At 40.6% G+C, this 16,121-nt stretch carries 17 protein-coding genes, 1 pseudogene and 1 riboswitch; of the genes and pseudogenes, 10 read left to right on the top strand and 8 right to left on the bottom strand.

The window, feature by feature from the left end:
• Positions 1 to 405: 405 nt before the first annotated feature.
• A complete protein-coding gene (locus tag AUL54_RS01140; RefSeq protein WP_060962604.1) occupies positions 406 to 648 on the top strand; it encodes a helix-turn-helix domain-containing protein in 243 nt (80 codons plus the stop codon).
• Between the two features lie 33 nt (positions 649 to 681).
• Here the strand turns inward: AUL54_RS01140 and AUL54_RS01145 are convergent, their stop codons facing one another.
• The 3 genes from AUL54_RS01145 to AUL54_RS01155 form a co-directional block, all read right to left on the bottom strand.
• The gene (locus tag AUL54_RS01145) at positions 682 to 1,359 is read right to left on the bottom strand and encodes a hypothetical protein (RefSeq protein WP_060962605.1); all 678 of its coding nucleotides are present in this window, start codon (positions 1,357 to 1,359) and stop codon (positions 682 to 684) included.
• A gap of 253 nt (positions 1,360 to 1,612) precedes the next feature.
• Positions 1,613 to 1,876 carry a hypothetical protein gene (locus AUL54_RS01150; protein ID WP_060962606.1) on the bottom strand — a complete coding sequence of 88 codons (264 nt, stop codon included), beginning with the start codon at positions 1,874 to 1,876 and terminating at the stop codon, positions 1,613 to 1,615.
• Positions 1,877 to 2,001: 125 nt separating this feature from the next.
• Complete coding sequence (locus tag AUL54_RS01155) at positions 2,002 to 2,229, bottom strand: helix-turn-helix domain-containing protein (protein ID WP_060962607.1); 228 nt, start codon at positions 2,227 to 2,229, stop codon at positions 2,002 to 2,004.
• 148 nt (positions 2,230 to 2,377) lie between these two features.
• Here AUL54_RS01155 and AUL54_RS01160 point away from each other — a divergent pair, with 148 nt between their 5' ends.
• Together AUL54_RS01160 and AUL54_RS01165 are read left to right on the top strand one after the other, a co-directional pair.
• Entirely contained in the window at positions 2,378 to 2,689 is a 312-nt protein-coding gene (locus tag AUL54_RS01160) for a hypothetical protein (RefSeq protein ID WP_060962608.1), read from the top strand.
• Between the two features lie 14 nt (positions 2,690 to 2,703).
• On the top strand, positions 2,704 to 3,099 hold the full coding sequence (locus AUL54_RS01165; protein ID WP_060962609.1) for a hypothetical protein: 396 nt from the start codon (positions 2,704 to 2,706) through the stop codon (positions 3,097 to 3,099).
• Positions 3,100 to 4,506: 1,407 nt separating this feature from the next.
• Here AUL54_RS01165 and AUL54_RS01175 read toward each other — a convergent pair.
• Entirely contained in the window at positions 4,507 to 4,749 is a 243-nt protein-coding gene (locus AUL54_RS01175) for a hypothetical protein (RefSeq protein WP_060962611.1), read from the bottom strand.
• A 109-nt stretch (positions 4,750 to 4,858) separates the two neighbouring features.
• On the opposite strand from AUL54_RS01175, the gene AUL54_RS01180 reads away from it, so the two are divergent.
• From AUL54_RS01180 to AUL54_RS01195, 4 genes are all read left to right on the top strand, one after another.
• A complete protein-coding gene (locus AUL54_RS01180) occupies positions 4,859 to 5,521 on the top strand; it encodes a hypothetical protein (protein ID WP_060962612.1) in 663 nt (220 codons plus the stop codon).
• Positions 5,522 to 5,757: 236 nt separating this feature from the next.
• Positions 5,758 to 6,894: a site-specific integrase gene (locus AUL54_RS01185; protein WP_060962613.1), complete on the top strand. Its 1,137-nt coding sequence runs from the start codon at positions 5,758 to 5,760 to the stop codon at positions 6,892 to 6,894.
• 348 nt (positions 6,895 to 7,242) lie between these two features.
• A complete protein-coding gene (locus AUL54_RS01190; RefSeq protein WP_060962614.1) occupies positions 7,243 to 9,042 on the top strand; it encodes a T7SS effector LXG polymorphic toxin in 1,800 nt (599 codons plus the stop codon).
• A gap of 13 nt (positions 9,043 to 9,055) precedes the next feature.
• Positions 9,056 to 9,520 carry an SMI1/KNR4 family protein gene (locus tag AUL54_RS01195; RefSeq protein WP_060962615.1) on the top strand — a complete coding sequence of 155 codons (465 nt, stop codon included), beginning with the start codon at positions 9,056 to 9,058 and terminating at the stop codon, positions 9,518 to 9,520.
• Positions 9,521 to 9,557: 37 nt separating this feature from the next.
• Here the strand turns inward: AUL54_RS01195 and AUL54_RS01200 are convergent, their stop codons facing one another.
• Positions 9,558 to 9,839, bottom strand: a complete 282-nt coding sequence (locus tag AUL54_RS01200) for a hypothetical protein (RefSeq protein ID WP_060962616.1) — start codon at positions 9,837 to 9,839, stop codon at positions 9,558 to 9,560.
• Positions 9,832 to 10,410, bottom strand: a complete 579-nt coding sequence (locus AUL54_RS01205) for a MarR family winged helix-turn-helix transcriptional regulator (RefSeq protein WP_060962617.1) — start codon at positions 10,408 to 10,410, stop codon at positions 9,832 to 9,834. The genes AUL54_RS01200 and AUL54_RS01205 overlap by 8 nt, the downstream gene beginning before the upstream one ends.
• Positions 10,411 to 10,587: 177 nt before the next feature.
• Between AUL54_RS01205 and AUL54_RS01210 the strand changes: the two genes are divergently transcribed.
• On the top strand, positions 10,588 to 10,812 hold the full coding sequence (locus AUL54_RS01210; protein WP_060962618.1) for a hypothetical protein: 225 nt from the start codon (positions 10,588 to 10,590) through the stop codon (positions 10,810 to 10,812).
• Between the two features lie 45 nt (positions 10,813 to 10,857).
• On the opposite strand, the gene AUL54_RS01215 is transcribed toward AUL54_RS01210, so the two are convergent.
• Complete coding sequence (locus AUL54_RS01215; protein ID WP_060962619.1) at positions 10,858 to 11,142, bottom strand: hypothetical protein; 285 nt, start codon at positions 11,140 to 11,142, stop codon at positions 10,858 to 10,860.
• 83 nt (positions 11,143 to 11,225) lie between these two features.
• Complete coding sequence (locus AUL54_RS01220) at positions 11,226 to 13,280, bottom strand: molybdopterin oxidoreductase family protein (protein ID WP_060962620.1); 2,055 nt, start codon at positions 13,278 to 13,280, stop codon at positions 11,226 to 11,228.
• 144 nt (positions 13,281 to 13,424) lie between these two features.
• Positions 13,425 to 13,517, top strand: a riboswitch (SAM riboswitch).
• A 121-nt stretch (positions 13,518 to 13,638) separates the two neighbouring features.
• Here AUL54_RS01220 and AUL54_RS01225 point away from each other — a divergent pair.
• Together AUL54_RS01225 and AUL54_RS01230 are read left to right on the top strand one after the other, a co-directional pair.
• Entirely contained in the window at positions 13,639 to 14,640 is a 1,002-nt protein-coding gene (locus tag AUL54_RS01225; RefSeq protein ID WP_060962621.1) for a 2-hydroxyacid dehydrogenase, read from the top strand.
• Positions 14,641 to 14,658: 18 nt separating this feature from the next.
• Positions 14,659 to 16,118 (top strand): annotated as a pseudogene (locus AUL54_RS01230) (FGGY-family carbohydrate kinase).
• The last annotated feature ends 3 nt before the right edge of the window (positions 16,119 to 16,121 follow it).

Below are 16,121 nucleotides of genomic sequence, written 5' to 3' on the forward strand. Positions count from 1 at the left end.
TTCTTATTAACTATAGACTCAAGTACATAGTTGTGTTATAATAAATGTATAAGGAGGTGAGGAAATGCTAGACAATATGATAAAAGTCCTTCAAATTATCTTCTACGTCGTCTCTATCGGATGGATTGCGCAACAATCAAACGATAGCGAGAAGAAAAATAAGAAGGACTAACCAGAGATAAGGGAAGCGAGCCACTAACTCGCTTCTCAATATCATTATAATCAGTCTAGCATAAAAAATGAAGAAAAATCAAAAGTTCATCTTTTCATTAATTTTATTGTCTGTTGCAGCTATTGGCATACGCTCATTTTGGACAAACTCTTTTACAACAGCAGTAATGGCTATTGTGGTTTTGTTAACGATTTATGCCATCGTTAAAGACATGATTTTAAGGAGAAAATAACATGGAGTTTCATTTAAGAGGTCGCCAGGAGGTTGAGGACTTCATCAAAACCGAAGTCCTTAGCACTACTGAAGTTGCTGAGATATTGAACGTCAATAAGCAACGAATGAGTGCATTGATTAATACAGAAAGAATAATACCAGTTAAAAGGATTGGACGATCAGCCTTGTTTTTAAGACAGGATGTAGAGGTCTTGAAAAAGGAGCTTGAAGCTAATTCTAAACATAGACCACACAATAAATAAACCCCTCACAAATAACTGTGAAGGGGTCTTTTTTTATTTTATTGATACTTCAATTTCTTTTCCATGTGTTAATCGGTTATCTTTGCTTCTGTCGCTTATGAGAACATCAGCTGTCTTTAGACGAACTTTCTTTGTTGAAGTGGTTACAGGAACCGTTACGAAGCTATTTTCTTGAGAAGAGTTTCCAAGGATTTCGATGTTTTCAGGATTAGGGTAACGCATCATGCGATTGTAGCCTAAATCCTTTTGAACACCGTCCACAACTGCATATTCAAATCCAGACCAATTAATTTGATCTGCCTCATTGTTTTTTAGGGTATAGGTTATTTGAGCATATGTAAACTTGTCTAAATCTTGTTTAAGTGCATTAGTAAGATCATTTTTGTATTCCTCGTTCATATCTGTAACAGTTAAAACTTTTACACCGGTTAAATAGATGCTCAGATTACCAACTTTAAGAACCTGGTTTAAATCTTTACGAGACTCCAATGTAACTTTCCCAACGCTCGGATCTTCAATACTGTCACCAACAACAGACAAGGTTTTTTTCTCTCCTTGTTCAGTTGTTTCTGTGTCATCAGTTTTTTTAGAGTTGACTGCTGTATTTGTTGTTTTACTTTGTTTCGAATCATTTGACGATTCTGAATTGCTGCCACATGCAGTTAATGAAAAGCACATAAGAGCAATAAAAAAAAGCGTAAATTTCTTCATATGTAATTTTTCCCCCTTTATGGTTTAGGTAAAGAATACCACATTTAGAAGGGGGAATACTGCCTATTTAAAAATGTTTTTCATTAGTTTGCTGGTTGCTCTTCCTGCAGCTCGTCTTGCTACACGTTTACCTATCGTACCATTCTTAACGGCTTGTACGTCTCCTAAAACACGAGCAGACTTATAAAAAAGGCTCCTAATCTTACTGATACTCATGTTATCCCATCCCCTTATGTCGTCGCATTTGAATTCCTCAGTTATTCAATCTCTCTTCAAGATCATGGATACGTCTTTCTAACCCAGAGAATTTCTTGTCATTATAGCTATGATCATGCTCAATATTTTTGTTAATCAATTTAAGCATAGATATGACTTCTTTTGGTTCATTTTGTTCAATGCGATCTAATTTCTTATCAATTTCATTTAAACGCTTATCTACTGCATTAAAGCGTTCATCCATCTTTTTATTAACGTTCTTAATCTCATCTAATATCGCTTGAAGCATGTTGTTTTCCATCCTTCTCACCTCTCCGTACAGTATAACAGCAATGGCAATACTTTTGATTGTCCGAAATTTGGACAATCGAATATTTCAATGGTTTTGTTTAACGAATTTAAAAAAAATAAAAGCAATACTTTTGCTTAAGACTTTTCGGAATCATCGTCTGTAATGTATAGTAAGTCCTCAATTTCTATATCCAAGGCATCACAAATCTTGCCCAATGTTTCACGTTGGTATTGTTTAGCAGTGTTATTGTAAAACCTTCTAACGGTTTCAAATCTAAGGTCATTTCCAAAGGCGAAACCTCTGATAGATAAGCCACGTTCATCTAATATTTCTTTCAGTCTTGTTTTAACAATTTTAGTCAACAGTTTCACCTCCTTTTTGATTATAACAAAAAATGCAATTCAAAAGTGGATTTTCTTTAAAAATAACTACAAAAAGGTGTTGACTCTTTTATGTTGTTGTTTTATGATTAAGTCAACAACAAAAAGGTGTCACAAAGGAGGTCTTGAAATGAAACGCATAATCATTCGTAGAAGTGATTTGGGTGACTTACCAGCAATGTTGTTTTACAAGCAATTCGCCATTTCTGGCGAAGATGGTCAAGTACATCTGTATCAAGTCCTTAAAAGGAAGGATGGGAAATACGACAGTATCCATTCAGTATTCTTGGCCGAAGACATCAAATACAAAAACCTCAGAAGCTTAACCAATGCAGTAATTGATAAGTTGCTCAGTACACGATTATGGGATGCTCTCATTGACAATAGGGAGCTTGTTACACTGGAAGGCTATCAGATTCTTGATAAAAACAAAACTTACTAAAGGGGAAATAACCGATGCAAATTAACCTTCATACTGTAGGAACTAACGTAGCAAGCTTAGGGGCAATCACAAACGAACAGCGTATCGAGGAAATGACGAATCATTTCAATTACTTCAGAGGAAAAATGTTCGAAGAGGAAAACAACTTCATTGAAACATACGACGATGGAAAGCCTAAAAAGCGTTTCAAAATCTTCACAGCTATGACAATACCGGTTTGTGTTGAACTTGATGCGAAGGATGAGCAAGATGCAATTGAAGCGTTAGAACAGACAGGAGAAATGGGCGTTGATTTCCCTCATATCATGTTGGATATGGGGGGAGGTAAAACAGTTATCCCAACTATCACAGACAATGTGTTTTACATAGATGAAAAAGCAACTGTGGTAGAAGTGGAAGACGATGAATAAGACGGATTTACATAACGAACGGTTCTGTCAGGTTGTATTTGGAGGATTGATCGTAGTTGTACCAGCTTTAAGCATATTGTGCATAGCGTGGTTTGGGTGATTAGGAAGAGTGTCACCAGCACTCTCCTAATCTGATGGGTTAGTACACTCCCATTGTATTTAAACATAACAATTTAATCAAGGGGATAACTGAAATGAAAAACACATATACCACTTATGAATTTAAAGCATATGATAGGAGAAATAATTTGTTGAAAGAAAGGTTTACGTGCAATTACAGAGATCATCTTTATTCAATCATAGAGTGGATTATCAAGAAATGTCCTACAGTTGATGTGATTGAATGTATGGTATCTGAAGTCAGTGAGATTGCTTTCCGTAAGAGTGAGTATGTCGATATCTTCACGGTGTGGAAAGCAGACGATTAAATAGACAGTGAGGACGGGGAGCGGAATCCTTGTCCTCTATAATCTCAATTTAACTGAATACAGTCAGTCTATACTCCTGAATTAAGGTGTTGTCTTTAGTGATGCCTTTTTTAAGGAAATGTTACCGTGCCATTTGAAATCCGAAGGCGCCGGTATGGAGCCTTAGACTGCCGTGGAATGCGCTAACACACGTAAAACTTGACAGGGTAGTGACTCAGCCGACGCAAAAAATGAGGATAGGATGCCTTCTGTGTTTCCCTATTTACACATGCATCTGAAAGGCGAAAGCTGCCATTAAGTGCTGACGAAGGAAGGGTGTATCGTTTCTGACGATGCAGGACAAGCCATAAGTATCAGGGCTCAGATTTGAGCTTTGAGAACCTGTTAGGGACACTTGACACAGTAGGCTTGTTTGGAGAATAACCAACGGCAAATAGGGTGAACACACGGATACCACAAGTTGATATACAATCAAGTTTCAGTCGCCTGCCTGAGTTTGTTTATTTTTTTTACAAGCAAATTCAGGCAGACAACTTGTCCAGCCGTTGTCCACAGTCTCAACCAATCAAGCAAAAAATCAAAAGAAAAGTCAAGACAAATAACAAAGAAATTTGTGAGGTTCACTATGAACCTGGCAAGGTGTAGTTCATGATGAACCAGACCCTTTACCCTTTGGTTAAGTATATATGGTTATTATCTATATACTTAAATGAAGCCTATAAACGATAGTTCAGCCTGAACCATTATTTCCCCAGAAGTGGAGAATAACCCTTAAACAACGACCTGTATTAAAGGAGTGATGAAGTTGAACAAAGAGAATATCAGAAAGAAAATTAAACAATATTATGATGACATGAGCAGGGAACATCTGATATCACAATTGAAGAGATCAGGTCAAAGCGGAAAATGCTGTTTTTAACATAAAAATAAAAAAGCCGGATGTTTATAACCCGACTTTTTGAGAAGAATCAAACACTTTCTAACGCACAATCAATGTAAATAAACCGGCAAGAATTATAATTACTCCACAAACTGTAATAAATGTGCCATTTTTCCGGCGTTCTGATTTAGCCGTTATTATCCCTCTGATTAGATAATAAAGGCCGACTAAAATTAGAGTCCAATAAAAGAAAGCGCCATTTAAGGTAAACCCTAATATGAGAAATAAAAGAACCAATGCTAGCGATGTGTAATGGAAAAGTCTGAATGTAAGATTAGTCATTATAAACCTCCTAGTTTAAATTATCCTTAAAATACAAATAATGGGTTTAATTGAGCTGAATAAACCTCCAGAATTGTTAATGAATAACAAAAGGAGGTATTAATTTACCATGAAAAAGATTGTCCTTTCAAGTGTTGCTGTTTTGACTGCTGTTACAATTTTTAGTCCTGTTTCAGATGCAAAAGAACGTCAAGCCCCAAGCGCAGTTGTCCAGAATGTTGAACCGACTTATGAAGCTGAATCTGTAGATTACAACGGAACTACGTACACTTTTTCTGAAAGAACTGTTAATGATGTAGTTGAGATTATTGTAAATGATGGGGAAAAAACAGACAAGATTCAATATGACCAGAATATTGGAAAACTTGAAGTTAATGGCGAAGTGGTGAATTATGAAGAGGCTTCATCACCTATTGAACAATTGGCAAATAAAAACGATACATCGGCTGGTATCTTGAGAGATCAATGGTCAGGCTATAATAATAGTAAAGGTACTTATAGTACGATTAGTGCCAGTGTTGCAGTTCTTGCTGCAGTCTTTATGGCTACTAGTATGAAAACAGCTAAAAAGGCGGCGGCCGTTACAGCAGCAGCTGGTGTCATTGCTGCTGTAAGTAGTGTAAAGACTACAGTTCATTGGAGTAGATTAGATTATAAGTTGATGAATGCCAAGAAGGGGCAATATGAGCGTAGATCAGATACATTTTTTACAAACTATAAACATAATCATCTTTTCAAGACTTCTTGGCTCTGGAAAAGAAAATTAAAATAACCTTTTTTACGCATGAATTTAGTTGAAATCGAATTAAGCTATCGAAAGTCCACTTTCAGAAACTTGGAGAGTGGACTTTTTGTGAACGACTCGTTCAGTAGAAGCTGCAGGCGCATTTCACGACGTCAGAAGCTGGGTGGGTGTTTTACCCAGTCAGGTATAAGGTCACAGTCATGGATCGTGCTATAATTATCCTAAGTACGTTTACCTTGTGTTCACTTAAATAGGTGAGCTTAATGACAAAGATAAAAAAAGATGAAAAGACTGGCACGTATTACTTTGTTTATTCAGGTGGAACACATCCTATAACCAAAAAGAGAATTCAGCGTAAAAGAAAAGGCATGAAAACTTATAGAGAAGCTGAAGAGAAATTAAAGCAGGTTATCATTGAAGTTGAAAAAGAAAAGCAGTACCTGCCTAAGATTACAGATACCTTTGGGAGCTATGCAGAAACATGGCTAGAGAGTAAAAGGGTCAAGAGATCAAGTACGTACATTAATTATAAGGAGATTCTTGATTACAATGTGCTGCCTTACCTAGCTGATTACAAATTTGATGAACTGACCGAAGAGATACTTCAGAAACAAATTAACACTCTTTATTTTGACAGGAAAGTTTCACCGGATGGAATAAGAAGGGCAGTACAGTTGACCAGGAGCATATTCAAGAAAGCAGCAAGAAGACGAAAGCTTGATGTGAGCGTATTTGAAGAATTGAATTTGCCTAGTGAAAATAAAAGGGTAGATACATGGACACCTGAAGAAATAACACGCTTTTTAGATGTCTCGCAAATCAAACGGCCATCAAGACACTACATTGGTTATGAAATATCCATTAAAACCGGAATGCGAATGGGTGAAGTATTGGGCTTAGAATGGAAAAGCATCAACTGGGAAGAACGGTATGTAACCATTCGTCAAACACTATGTAAGATAGATGAAAAAGGAAATTACGGTTTAATGCCAGAGGTTAAGACCATTAATTCTTATAGGAAGATTAGTATTCCAAAGTCACTCTGTGAAAGTTTACTGAAGCATAAGCGCCTTGTTGAAAGGGATAAGAAAGAAGCTGGAGCAAAGTACAATGATCTTGACTTAGTGGTGTGTACGAAAATGGGGAATTGGCTACCGCCTTGTAATTGGAGAAGGGGATTTCATTCAATACGAAAGCAACTGGGCTTGCCTAAAATTAAGCCACATGCATTAAGACACACACATGCTACGTATCTAATAAGTATCGGCGTGAATCCGAAAATTGTACAAGAACGGTTAGGCCATTCTGATATTAAACAAACATTAGGAACATACAGTCATGCTCTTCCATCAATGCAATTAGAAGCAGCAGATAAAATGGATTTATTGTTGAAACCGTGACCTCTCCTGTGACCTAGGAAAATAAAAAAGCGATGAGCTACGCTGTGTAAGGCTTTGCAGTACCTCCCTTAACACGCCACATTCGTGTGCGCCGCAAGGGCATGTGCATCGGCTTACACAATTCAGCTCATCGCTATATGAATATAGCATGGCGGCTGTAGAAATGCAAGAGATTTATATATATATGTTATATCTGGCTTTGTTTTGCTAATCATCATGACTACTTGGTGTAAGGTTTTGTTCAAATTCTATGATCTTGCATAAAACAGTGCGACAAATGAAAGAGGTTCAGCTTATCTTATATCCTATGGTAAAATTTAGACGGGAAGAAGCGGAAAGGAGACGTAAATGAAGATATTTGAAGCAGCCTCGTTCATTTCAGCTGCAGAAAAGCGGGCAAAACAATACAATCAGGTTAGAGACCAATTTATCAATCTCAGGAAAGCTTTTCAGGGAATGGCTGATTTAGATGACAGTGAGTTTTCAGGTAAAGGTGCTGATAACATCAAAGCATTCTTCCAAGATCACGCTGGTGTCACAGACAGCTGGCTTGATCTGATCGATATGAAGATTGCTTTTCTAAACAGTATCTCAGGAAAAGTAGCTGATGCAGGATTAGTCGATTCGTTTGTGGAAGAGTCATTTTTAGAACATGAGTTGATTCATGCGAAGAATAAATCAAAAGCCATCATGCAAGAACAGCGGAATGAAATGAGGGATATTCTTAACGAGATAAGCGATATTGTCCCTATGCAGGTTTTCTCAACAGAGGATGTCGATCAAAAGCTGGATTCAGCAGACAAGAAACGGGACAATACCATACACAAGCTCGGAAAGCTCGATCATGATCTAACGAAGGAATATGCAGAAACCGAGGCAAATGAACATTTCATTCAAGCAGATTTTCAACAGCTCCAAAATGCCACGGGAAAAGGGAAAAACGCAACACCACTTCACTATAACGCTAAGGCGTACAGAGAAAGTGACATACATAAGAAAAAAGGCGAGATTGCAAGACATTCAGATGCTTATTTGACAATGAAGAAGGAAGAAGCGAAAGAGCGGGAAATCAAGGATCTAAAGAAAAAGCTTGCTGATGGAGTAACTGATCCGGATGAATACTTAGAGGTTGCGAAGAAGATCGGGTACGAGAATCTTGAATCGTCCCAGCAACAATATGTCATTCAGCTTGAACAAGCAAAACAGATGGAAGAAGCAGGGGAAGTGACTTGGGATATTTTAAAAGGAGCCGGCGTTGGTTTATATGATGTTGGGAAAGACGCGTTAACCGGTTTATGGCAGCTGATTACCAATCCTGATGAAGTTGTTGAAGGTATCGTAGGGGCAGTTGCTCATCCGATTAACACTTATAATGCCATTTCAACAGCTATTGAGGAATCGTATCAAAAAGATATGGTGAACGGAGATGCTTACTCCAGATCAAGATGGGTGACATATGCAATTGGTTCAGCAGCTGTGGCTGTAGTCGGAACGAAAGGCGCAGGAGCCGTTAACAAGGCTGATGCGGCGGGGAAGGTCATAAACAAGGCAGGACAGGCAGGGAAGAAACTTAAGGATGTAAACCTTCCAGATCTGCTTCCCTATCATCCGAAGTACAAACTTGCTCTAGCTGATAACGTACCATACAATGTGGTAGACAGCCAAAACCTTAAAAATGAACTTTTGACCAATGCAAAGAAAATCCCGGATGGAACGAGAAAGCCGTTTACCGGTCAAGAAGTAAACCTTCCTTGGTTAAATAAAGAAAAGTACGGTGTTTTTGAAATAGACGGCAAAGTAAAAGTTAAAGGACAAATTAGAGATGTAAGCCGTAGAGTCTATACCTTAAATGACATTGATATTAATCAAAAAACTCCAAAAGGAAAAACCAACCTGGAATTAATGAAAGATGGTAAGTCTCCTTATGCTAAAGACGGAACACAGATTAACTTACATCACCTCATACAAGAAGAAAGTGGACCGTTGCTTGAGATACCTAATAGTTTACATACAAAGTATAGCGACGTAATACATGGCCTTAAAGGTAATGGAGAAAGCTTCAGGAATGATGTTTACCTGGAGAAACAGTACAATAATTTTAAGACAAGGTATTGGAAGTGGAGAGCAAAACAATATGAGAAAGAATAAGGGGTTATAAACAATGGATTTTTATTTGAAAGTAAAAGAATTCATAGCAGATAATGCAAAAGAAAAAGATTTTACGGGTGGGGTTGGAGAAGATAAAATTTTAAAAATTGAGCAAGATCTTCAAGTCGCGCTGCCAGATAGCTACAAATGGTTTCTTAGAAACTATGGTTCTGGCGGGGTTTATGGAATCGATTTATTAGGCTATGATTTTGGCGGTGCTTCAGTTGTAGAAACAACCAGGGAATATCATGAATATAGGGGGTTGCCAAGTGGCTTAGTAGTCATAGAACATGTTGATTTTTTTGGGTATTGCTTAGATACCAATAAAATCAACAGTGAAGGAGAATGTCCAGTTGTTATTTGGAGTGAATTCGGTGGCTATAAAGAACTTAATTCTGCCCATTTTATAAAGTTCTTTTATGAAAGACTTCATGATATGAAAGAAAACTGGGAAGAAGATGAAGACTGGGACGATTAATAAAAGAAAGCTCTCTTTTAGAGAGCTTTTTTCAGGCTTATTCTTTAACAGGATTTACAATGAGCAGACAGGCATTGCTCAAAATACTCGCGGCACCTATCCAAAGCAGCCATTGTGTTTCGGTCAGCCACGAGGCAGTTAGGATAAAGAGTCCAATGGCAATTGATATATAATTGCCGGCTCGGTCCAGTTTGCGTTTGCGATCAATTTTATATTTGGCATGAGAAATAAATTGATCAATTTTATCTTTCAGCTCATAGCTTTTTTCCTTTATCTTATTCTCTGCCTCTTTTACTTTTCGATAAAGCATATTATTCATCGTCTCCACTCCCGTATCGCCGTTTTGAAAATTCAGCCATGATTTTTTCTTCATAGCCATCTGAGATGAATTGAGCCTGGTCTTCAACTTTCAAATGTGCATTTTCTTCAAAACCATCCTGTTCTTCACCATCAAAACGATAAAGTTTTTGCAATAGCCTCCAGAATGTTTCAACTTCTTCAGTTGTGAACTCATGAAACATATCCGCTAAAAAATAGGTGGATTTTTCTGAACAGGAAATTAACGCTTTTGTTCCTTCAGGGGTAATCTCAATATTGATTGCACGTTTATCCTGTTTACTTGATACAGTGCGAACATATCCTTTTTTCGCAAGGCTTGAAATTAATTTGTTAGCGGTTTGTTTTGTTGTGCCCAGCTTTTTAGCGATATTCATAAGTGTGGTATCTTCCGTCGGTAAATGGGCAATAGCGATAAGAGTCATGTGCTGTCGTGAAGTCAACATGTCTAAGTATTCGTCTCCGCGAGTTTGCACCTTATTGACGACCGAAAACAGTGATGCGTAACTTTGTTGCATAAAATGCAGTTCTTTCATTAGTAAATTAATATCCATAAGTGATCTCCAATCTAAATTGTCACCATGTTGACAATTACAATATACATCGAAATAGGAAATAAGTCAACTTGGTGACTAAAAGGGGGGAGGTATGGCTGTTTTACAAATGTCACAGGCAGTCGGAGTGTTTTCAAAAGGTGAAATAAGTATAATAAATGCGAGAAGGTGTTTGACATGCAGAAAGTGAACTGGTCAGAACAGTATGAATGGTTCAATAAACAGGATGAAAAAGACGGGCGTTTAATGGCGCTCCTTCGTCATGAGCTTGCATACGAGGAAGTCATACGGTTATATACGAAAGGGTTTTATTTGAAATCCAAAGAAGGGGATGTTTCGTTAAGTAAGAACGATATCTGTCGTGTGTTTGGGGTTGAAGAGAGGCAGGGGGGCAAATCTTAATGAACGGGAAGAGAAGAACTCTCTTCCCGCTATTCACGGCAGCTGTTATTCTTTTTCCAGCATGGAAGTCAGCCATTCTCTTAATGCAGTTTTCTGTACATACCGCTTCCCGTTTCTGGTGATATGCGGAATGTCGGAAGTGTCAGGCACGATATGTTTTGCTTCTTCCTTAGTCACTCCTAAATAATAGCCAATATAATAGTGTAAGTCTTTTTCTTTAACGAGAATTTGGTCAGTGTGTTCATGAGGATCAGGTGATTTAAAGTTTTTTAATCCGTCTCCTATGAAATATCCTGCTAAAGCGATGCCAATGCCCGTAATGATATCCATACAGCAAACCTCCAATAAAAGTCATTATGTTTTATACGGTCAAATCCGCCGAAAGGATTCACCTTCAGTAAGAGCGGGGGAGCTTATTTTTGCTTTCCGATCTTTTCCACCTGCACCTTTCCGGAGAAGAAAACAGCGCCTCCGCCCATATCTGCAAGCCGATCGGGAGTGAGTGAATTGACCAGCTGTTTTTTATCATCCGCGTCGGCCCAAAGACCTTGGCTGACTGCAACGCCGGGAAGCACCTGTTCGCCGACTGAAGCTGTCAATTCACATTCGCCGCGGTTGTTCCAAATTCTCACGGTTTCTCCGTCTTCGATGTTCCGGCACTCAGCATCTTTTGAATGAATAAAAAGCTTTGGCGCTTTTTCCAGTTTTACGTGTTTTTCATTATTCGAAAATGTCGAATTTAAAAAGTTATGATTCGGTCCCGGGACAAATAACAGCGGGAAATTATCATCGCTCTCAAGAGGGATGTGCGTCGGCAGCGCCGGATAACCGTCCTGTTTCATCTTTTCAGAATATAACTCAATTTTTCCGCTCGGCGTCTTGAGCTTGCCCGGAAAAAGCGGTTTTTTCCGTTTCGCTCTCATGAAAGAATGGGATGAAAGCGAATCGTAATCAATATCCTCGATATACGGATTGGCGGGAAAGTCCAGCGCCTGTCTGATTAATCCTTCATCGGAATCCTGAAGCTCCTGCTCGGTAAAGCCCATCGCCCCGGCAAGCAAACGGAACACTTCCGTATTCGATTTGCTGTCCCCATATGGTTCGATCACCGGTTTTTGCAGCTGAATAAAATGGTGCCAGTAAGACGTGTAAAAATCCGTGTTTTCAAAAGCGGATGCAGCAGGGAGAACGATATCCGCATATTTGGCGGTTTCCGTTAAAAACAGATCGTGAACGACTGTAAATAAATCGTCCCGCTGCAGGCCTTTTCTGACTTTATTCGCTTCCGGCGCAACTACCGCGGGATTGGTTCCGTAAATAAACAAGGAGCGCACGGGCGGTTTTGTTTCTAAAAGAACGCTTCCGAGCCTGTTCATATTAAATGATCTTGGCTTCCTGCCGTAAAGCAGATCAGGCCGCTGGAGCGCTTGTCTGTTATAGTTTAATACCGCGCTGTTGTGCTTGATTGCGCCTCCCCCGGTGCGGAGCCACTGTCCTGTCACAGCCGGAAGGCAGGCGACGGTGCGGACGATCATACCGCCATTGTCATGGTGCTGAATGCCGTTTCCGATTCTGATAAGGGAAGGGGAGGTTTCCCCGTACATTCTCGCAAGGCGTCTGATATCGTCTGCTTTAACGCCTGTCATAACAGAAACCGTTTCCGGATCATACTGTTTGACATGCGCTTTTAATTCTTCACTGCCTTCGGTGTATTCTGTGAGAAATGCTTCATCGTGAAGGTTCTCGGCAAATAAAACATGCATGATACCGAGAGCGAGTGCGGCATCTGTGCCGGGGCGAATGGGAATAAACCAATCGGCAAGCCGGCCTGTTTGGTTCTTATGTACATCGATAACGACAATCTTAGCTCCTTTTTTCCGGGCTTTTTGAGCAATCATGACCTGATGCATATTCGTGCTGACGGCATTGATTCCCCAAAAAATAAAGAGCTTTGCATGTATGGTCTCTTCCGGATCAGTACCTGCGCCTTCTCCCATTGTATAGTTATAGCCCTCAGATCCGGCTTTGCTGCAGATCGTCCGTTCGAGCTGGCTCGCCCCGAGTCGGTGGAAAAAACGGCGGTCCATTCCCTCTGCCGCCAGTTTTCCCATATTACCGTAAAAGCTGTACGGGAGAATGCTTTCCGCTCCTTCTTCGGCAATAAGCTCTTTCCAGCGCGCACTGATCGTATTGATTGCTTCGTCCCATGAAATAGGCGCAAACACGGCTTCGCCTTTTTCGCCGATCCGTTTTAACGGGACGGTTAAGCGTTTTTCATCATAAATGCGCTCAGCCATGTGTCTGACTTTGTTGCAAATATTCCCTGATGTGACGGGGTGATCCGGGTCTCCCTGAATGTTAACGATTTTTCCGTCCTTTTTTGTCACAAGTAAGCCGCATTGATCGGGACAGTCCAGTGAGCACACCGACTTAAAGACCCCATTTGGCTGTTTTGCAGCAGAATTCATAGCCCATTTCTCCTCTTTTTTTATATTGTAAGCATTATAACATTTCGAAATAGATCGTCAATTCAGAAAAAAAGTGTTGACATCACGGAAAGACTTATCTATGATGAGTTTATTCTTTTAAAAGTCTGACAATTTCAATTTTATTTTCTATCAAGAGAGGTGGAGGGACTGGCCCTATGAAACCTCGGCAACATTTATTGTGCCAATTCCAGCAAGCGTATGCTTGAAAGATAGGAAAGAATGGTCTATACATATTTGTGCGCTTCAAGCGGATAAAGACGGTATATGAATCTCTTTCCTTCTTCGGGGAAAGAGATTTTTTTGTGAAAAAATTTATGTGAAAAGGATGTTTTGCACCATGACGGTTTTAATTACCGCACCCTATCACGACGAGGGGCTGAAGGAGCTGACAGATCTGTTCGGCCGGACTGTGCACCTGCCGTGGAAGAAGCACGGCCGGGCCTATCGGGAAGATGAATTAATCCGGATGATTCAAGAGACAAACGCGTCGGGGCTTATTACCGAACTTGATAAGGTATCAGAGCAAGTGATTGATATATTGCCGGATTCCGCTTTTATCGGCGTCTGCAGAGGGATGCCGTCTAATGTGGATATCACGGCGGCGACTAAAAGAAAAATCCCTGTCTTCTATACACCGGCCCGCAATGCCCAGGCTGTTGCTGAAATGTTTATCGGAAATGTCATTTCGTTTTTGCGCCACACGTATTCTTCTCATCAGTGGCTGAAGGACGGGAAGTGGAATGGTGATTATTTGCAGGCTTACGTCAAATTCAGGGGAAATGAGCTGACGGGGAAAACAGTCGGCCTTATCGGTTTCGGAGCTGTCGGACAGAGAATCGCCCGGCTGTTGACGGCTTTTGACTGCAAGGTGCTGTACTATGACCCCTTTGTCAATCATGAGAACCGGGAGTATGAAAAAACGACGATTGAACGGGTATTTTCTGAAAGTGATATTGTCTCCGTTCATTTGCCGCGCACCGAAGAAACCATCGGCCTGATCGGCGCCCGGCACTTTCAATTGATGAAGCAAGAAGCTGTTTTTGTCAATACATCAAGAGCGGCGGTTACAGACAGAAAAGAGCTGCTGCGGGTGCTGAAAGAACGGCGGATTAAAGGAGCGATCCTTGACGTGTTTTATCACGAACCGCCTGAATCTTCTGATTATGAATTGATCTCACTGCCGAATGTGTTCGCGACTCCCCATTTAGCGGGCGCAACATTTGAGGTGGAGGATCATCATGTGAGGATTTTAAATGAGGCGCTTTTCAAATGGAAAAAAGATCAGCTCTGCTCAATACGTGAACTTTATAACAAAAGAGATCTTGAGATGGAAGGATAGAAAAAGGAGGAGGCTGTAATGGCTGAACAAAAAGGCTACCTTGTATTTGACATCGGGACGGGGAATGCGCGAGTCGCGGTTGTGACTGCCGGCGGCGACGTGACAGCATTGGAAAGGGAAGACATTGAATATGTGACGGATCCGCTTTATCCGGACGGCCGTTATTTCTCGCCGGAAAGATTATGGATGCAAATCAGCGCTATGGCAAAAAAGGCTATTGCCAAAAGCCCTCATATTACATTAATCGGAATCACCTCAACAAGCCAGAGGCAGGGAATTGTTCTGATTAATAAAGAAAAAAAGGCATTTCTCGGTCTGCCTAACATTGATAACAGAGGGCGCGAATGGGAGGGAGCGATCGAGTTAAAAGAAGAAGTGCACCAGCGCGCCGGACGCCTTCCGAGCGCTTTATTTTCTGCCATGAAACTTGTCGGGTTTTATTATGGAAAGAAGTGAAGTACATCACAAGCATCAGTGACTGGGTGACATTTGAGCTGAGCGGAGTTTTAAGCTATGAACCGTCACAGGCCGCTGAAACACTGCTGTTTGACGTAAGGAAAAAGGCGTGGTCGGAGAAATTATGCAGCATCTTCGGGGTGCCTTCTGTCATTCTTCCTTCACTCGTCCGATCTGGGACGGTTGTCGGAATGTTAACGTTTAAGAAAGCGGCGGTTCTCGGTCTTTCTGAAAGAGTGCCTGTAATTGCAGGCGGGGGAGACACACAGCTTGCCATCAAAAGTGCAGATGCAAAGCCAGGAGATATCGTCATCGTATCCGGCACAACGACGCCGATTACACAGATAACAGCGGAGACCGGAACCGAAAGTTTAGAGAATGCATGGCTGAATTGCCATACAGAAGAAGGTCAATGGCTTCTTGAAACGAATCCGGGTGTAACGGGACTCAATTATCAAAAATTAAAATCCATTTTTTATCCGAATGAATCCTACGGCGTCATGGAACGGGAAATCGCCAGTCTGCCGAAACATGATCAAGCTTGTGTTTCTGCGTTAGGCTCCTATTTATCGCCTGAGAAAAACGCACTCGCAAAAGGCGGATTTATTTTTGATGCCCCGCTGTCCCAAAGTTTAAGCCGAGCGCATTTTGTCAAAGCCGCTCTGATGGAAATCGCCTTTTCAATCAAATGGAACTATGAGGCGTTAACAGAGGTGACTTCCTTTTCCCAAAATGTGAAGGTGTGCGGCGGGGGTTTCCAAAGTGAATCGTTGACACAGTTTCTTGCTAACCTTCTGCAAAAGAAGATTTATAAGAGAGAAGGCTTCAGCCAGGCATCCGTAATGGGGGCGGCGATGATCTGCAACGAAGCTCTCGGTGTGAAAGAAGAACTTTCGAACCGCATAAAGGTAATTGAACCGGAATCGGATCAGACGGATCTCTTCCAATATGAAGAATGGAAACATACGCAAAAATTATTTGCGCATTTTCAGCCCAGCGGTGAAAGCCTGACTTGGGGATGAGAT

This window comes from Bacillus sp. SDLI1 (assembly GCF_001553895.1).
GTDB lineage: Bacteria > Bacillota > Bacilli > Bacillales > Bacillaceae > Bacillus > Bacillus siamensis.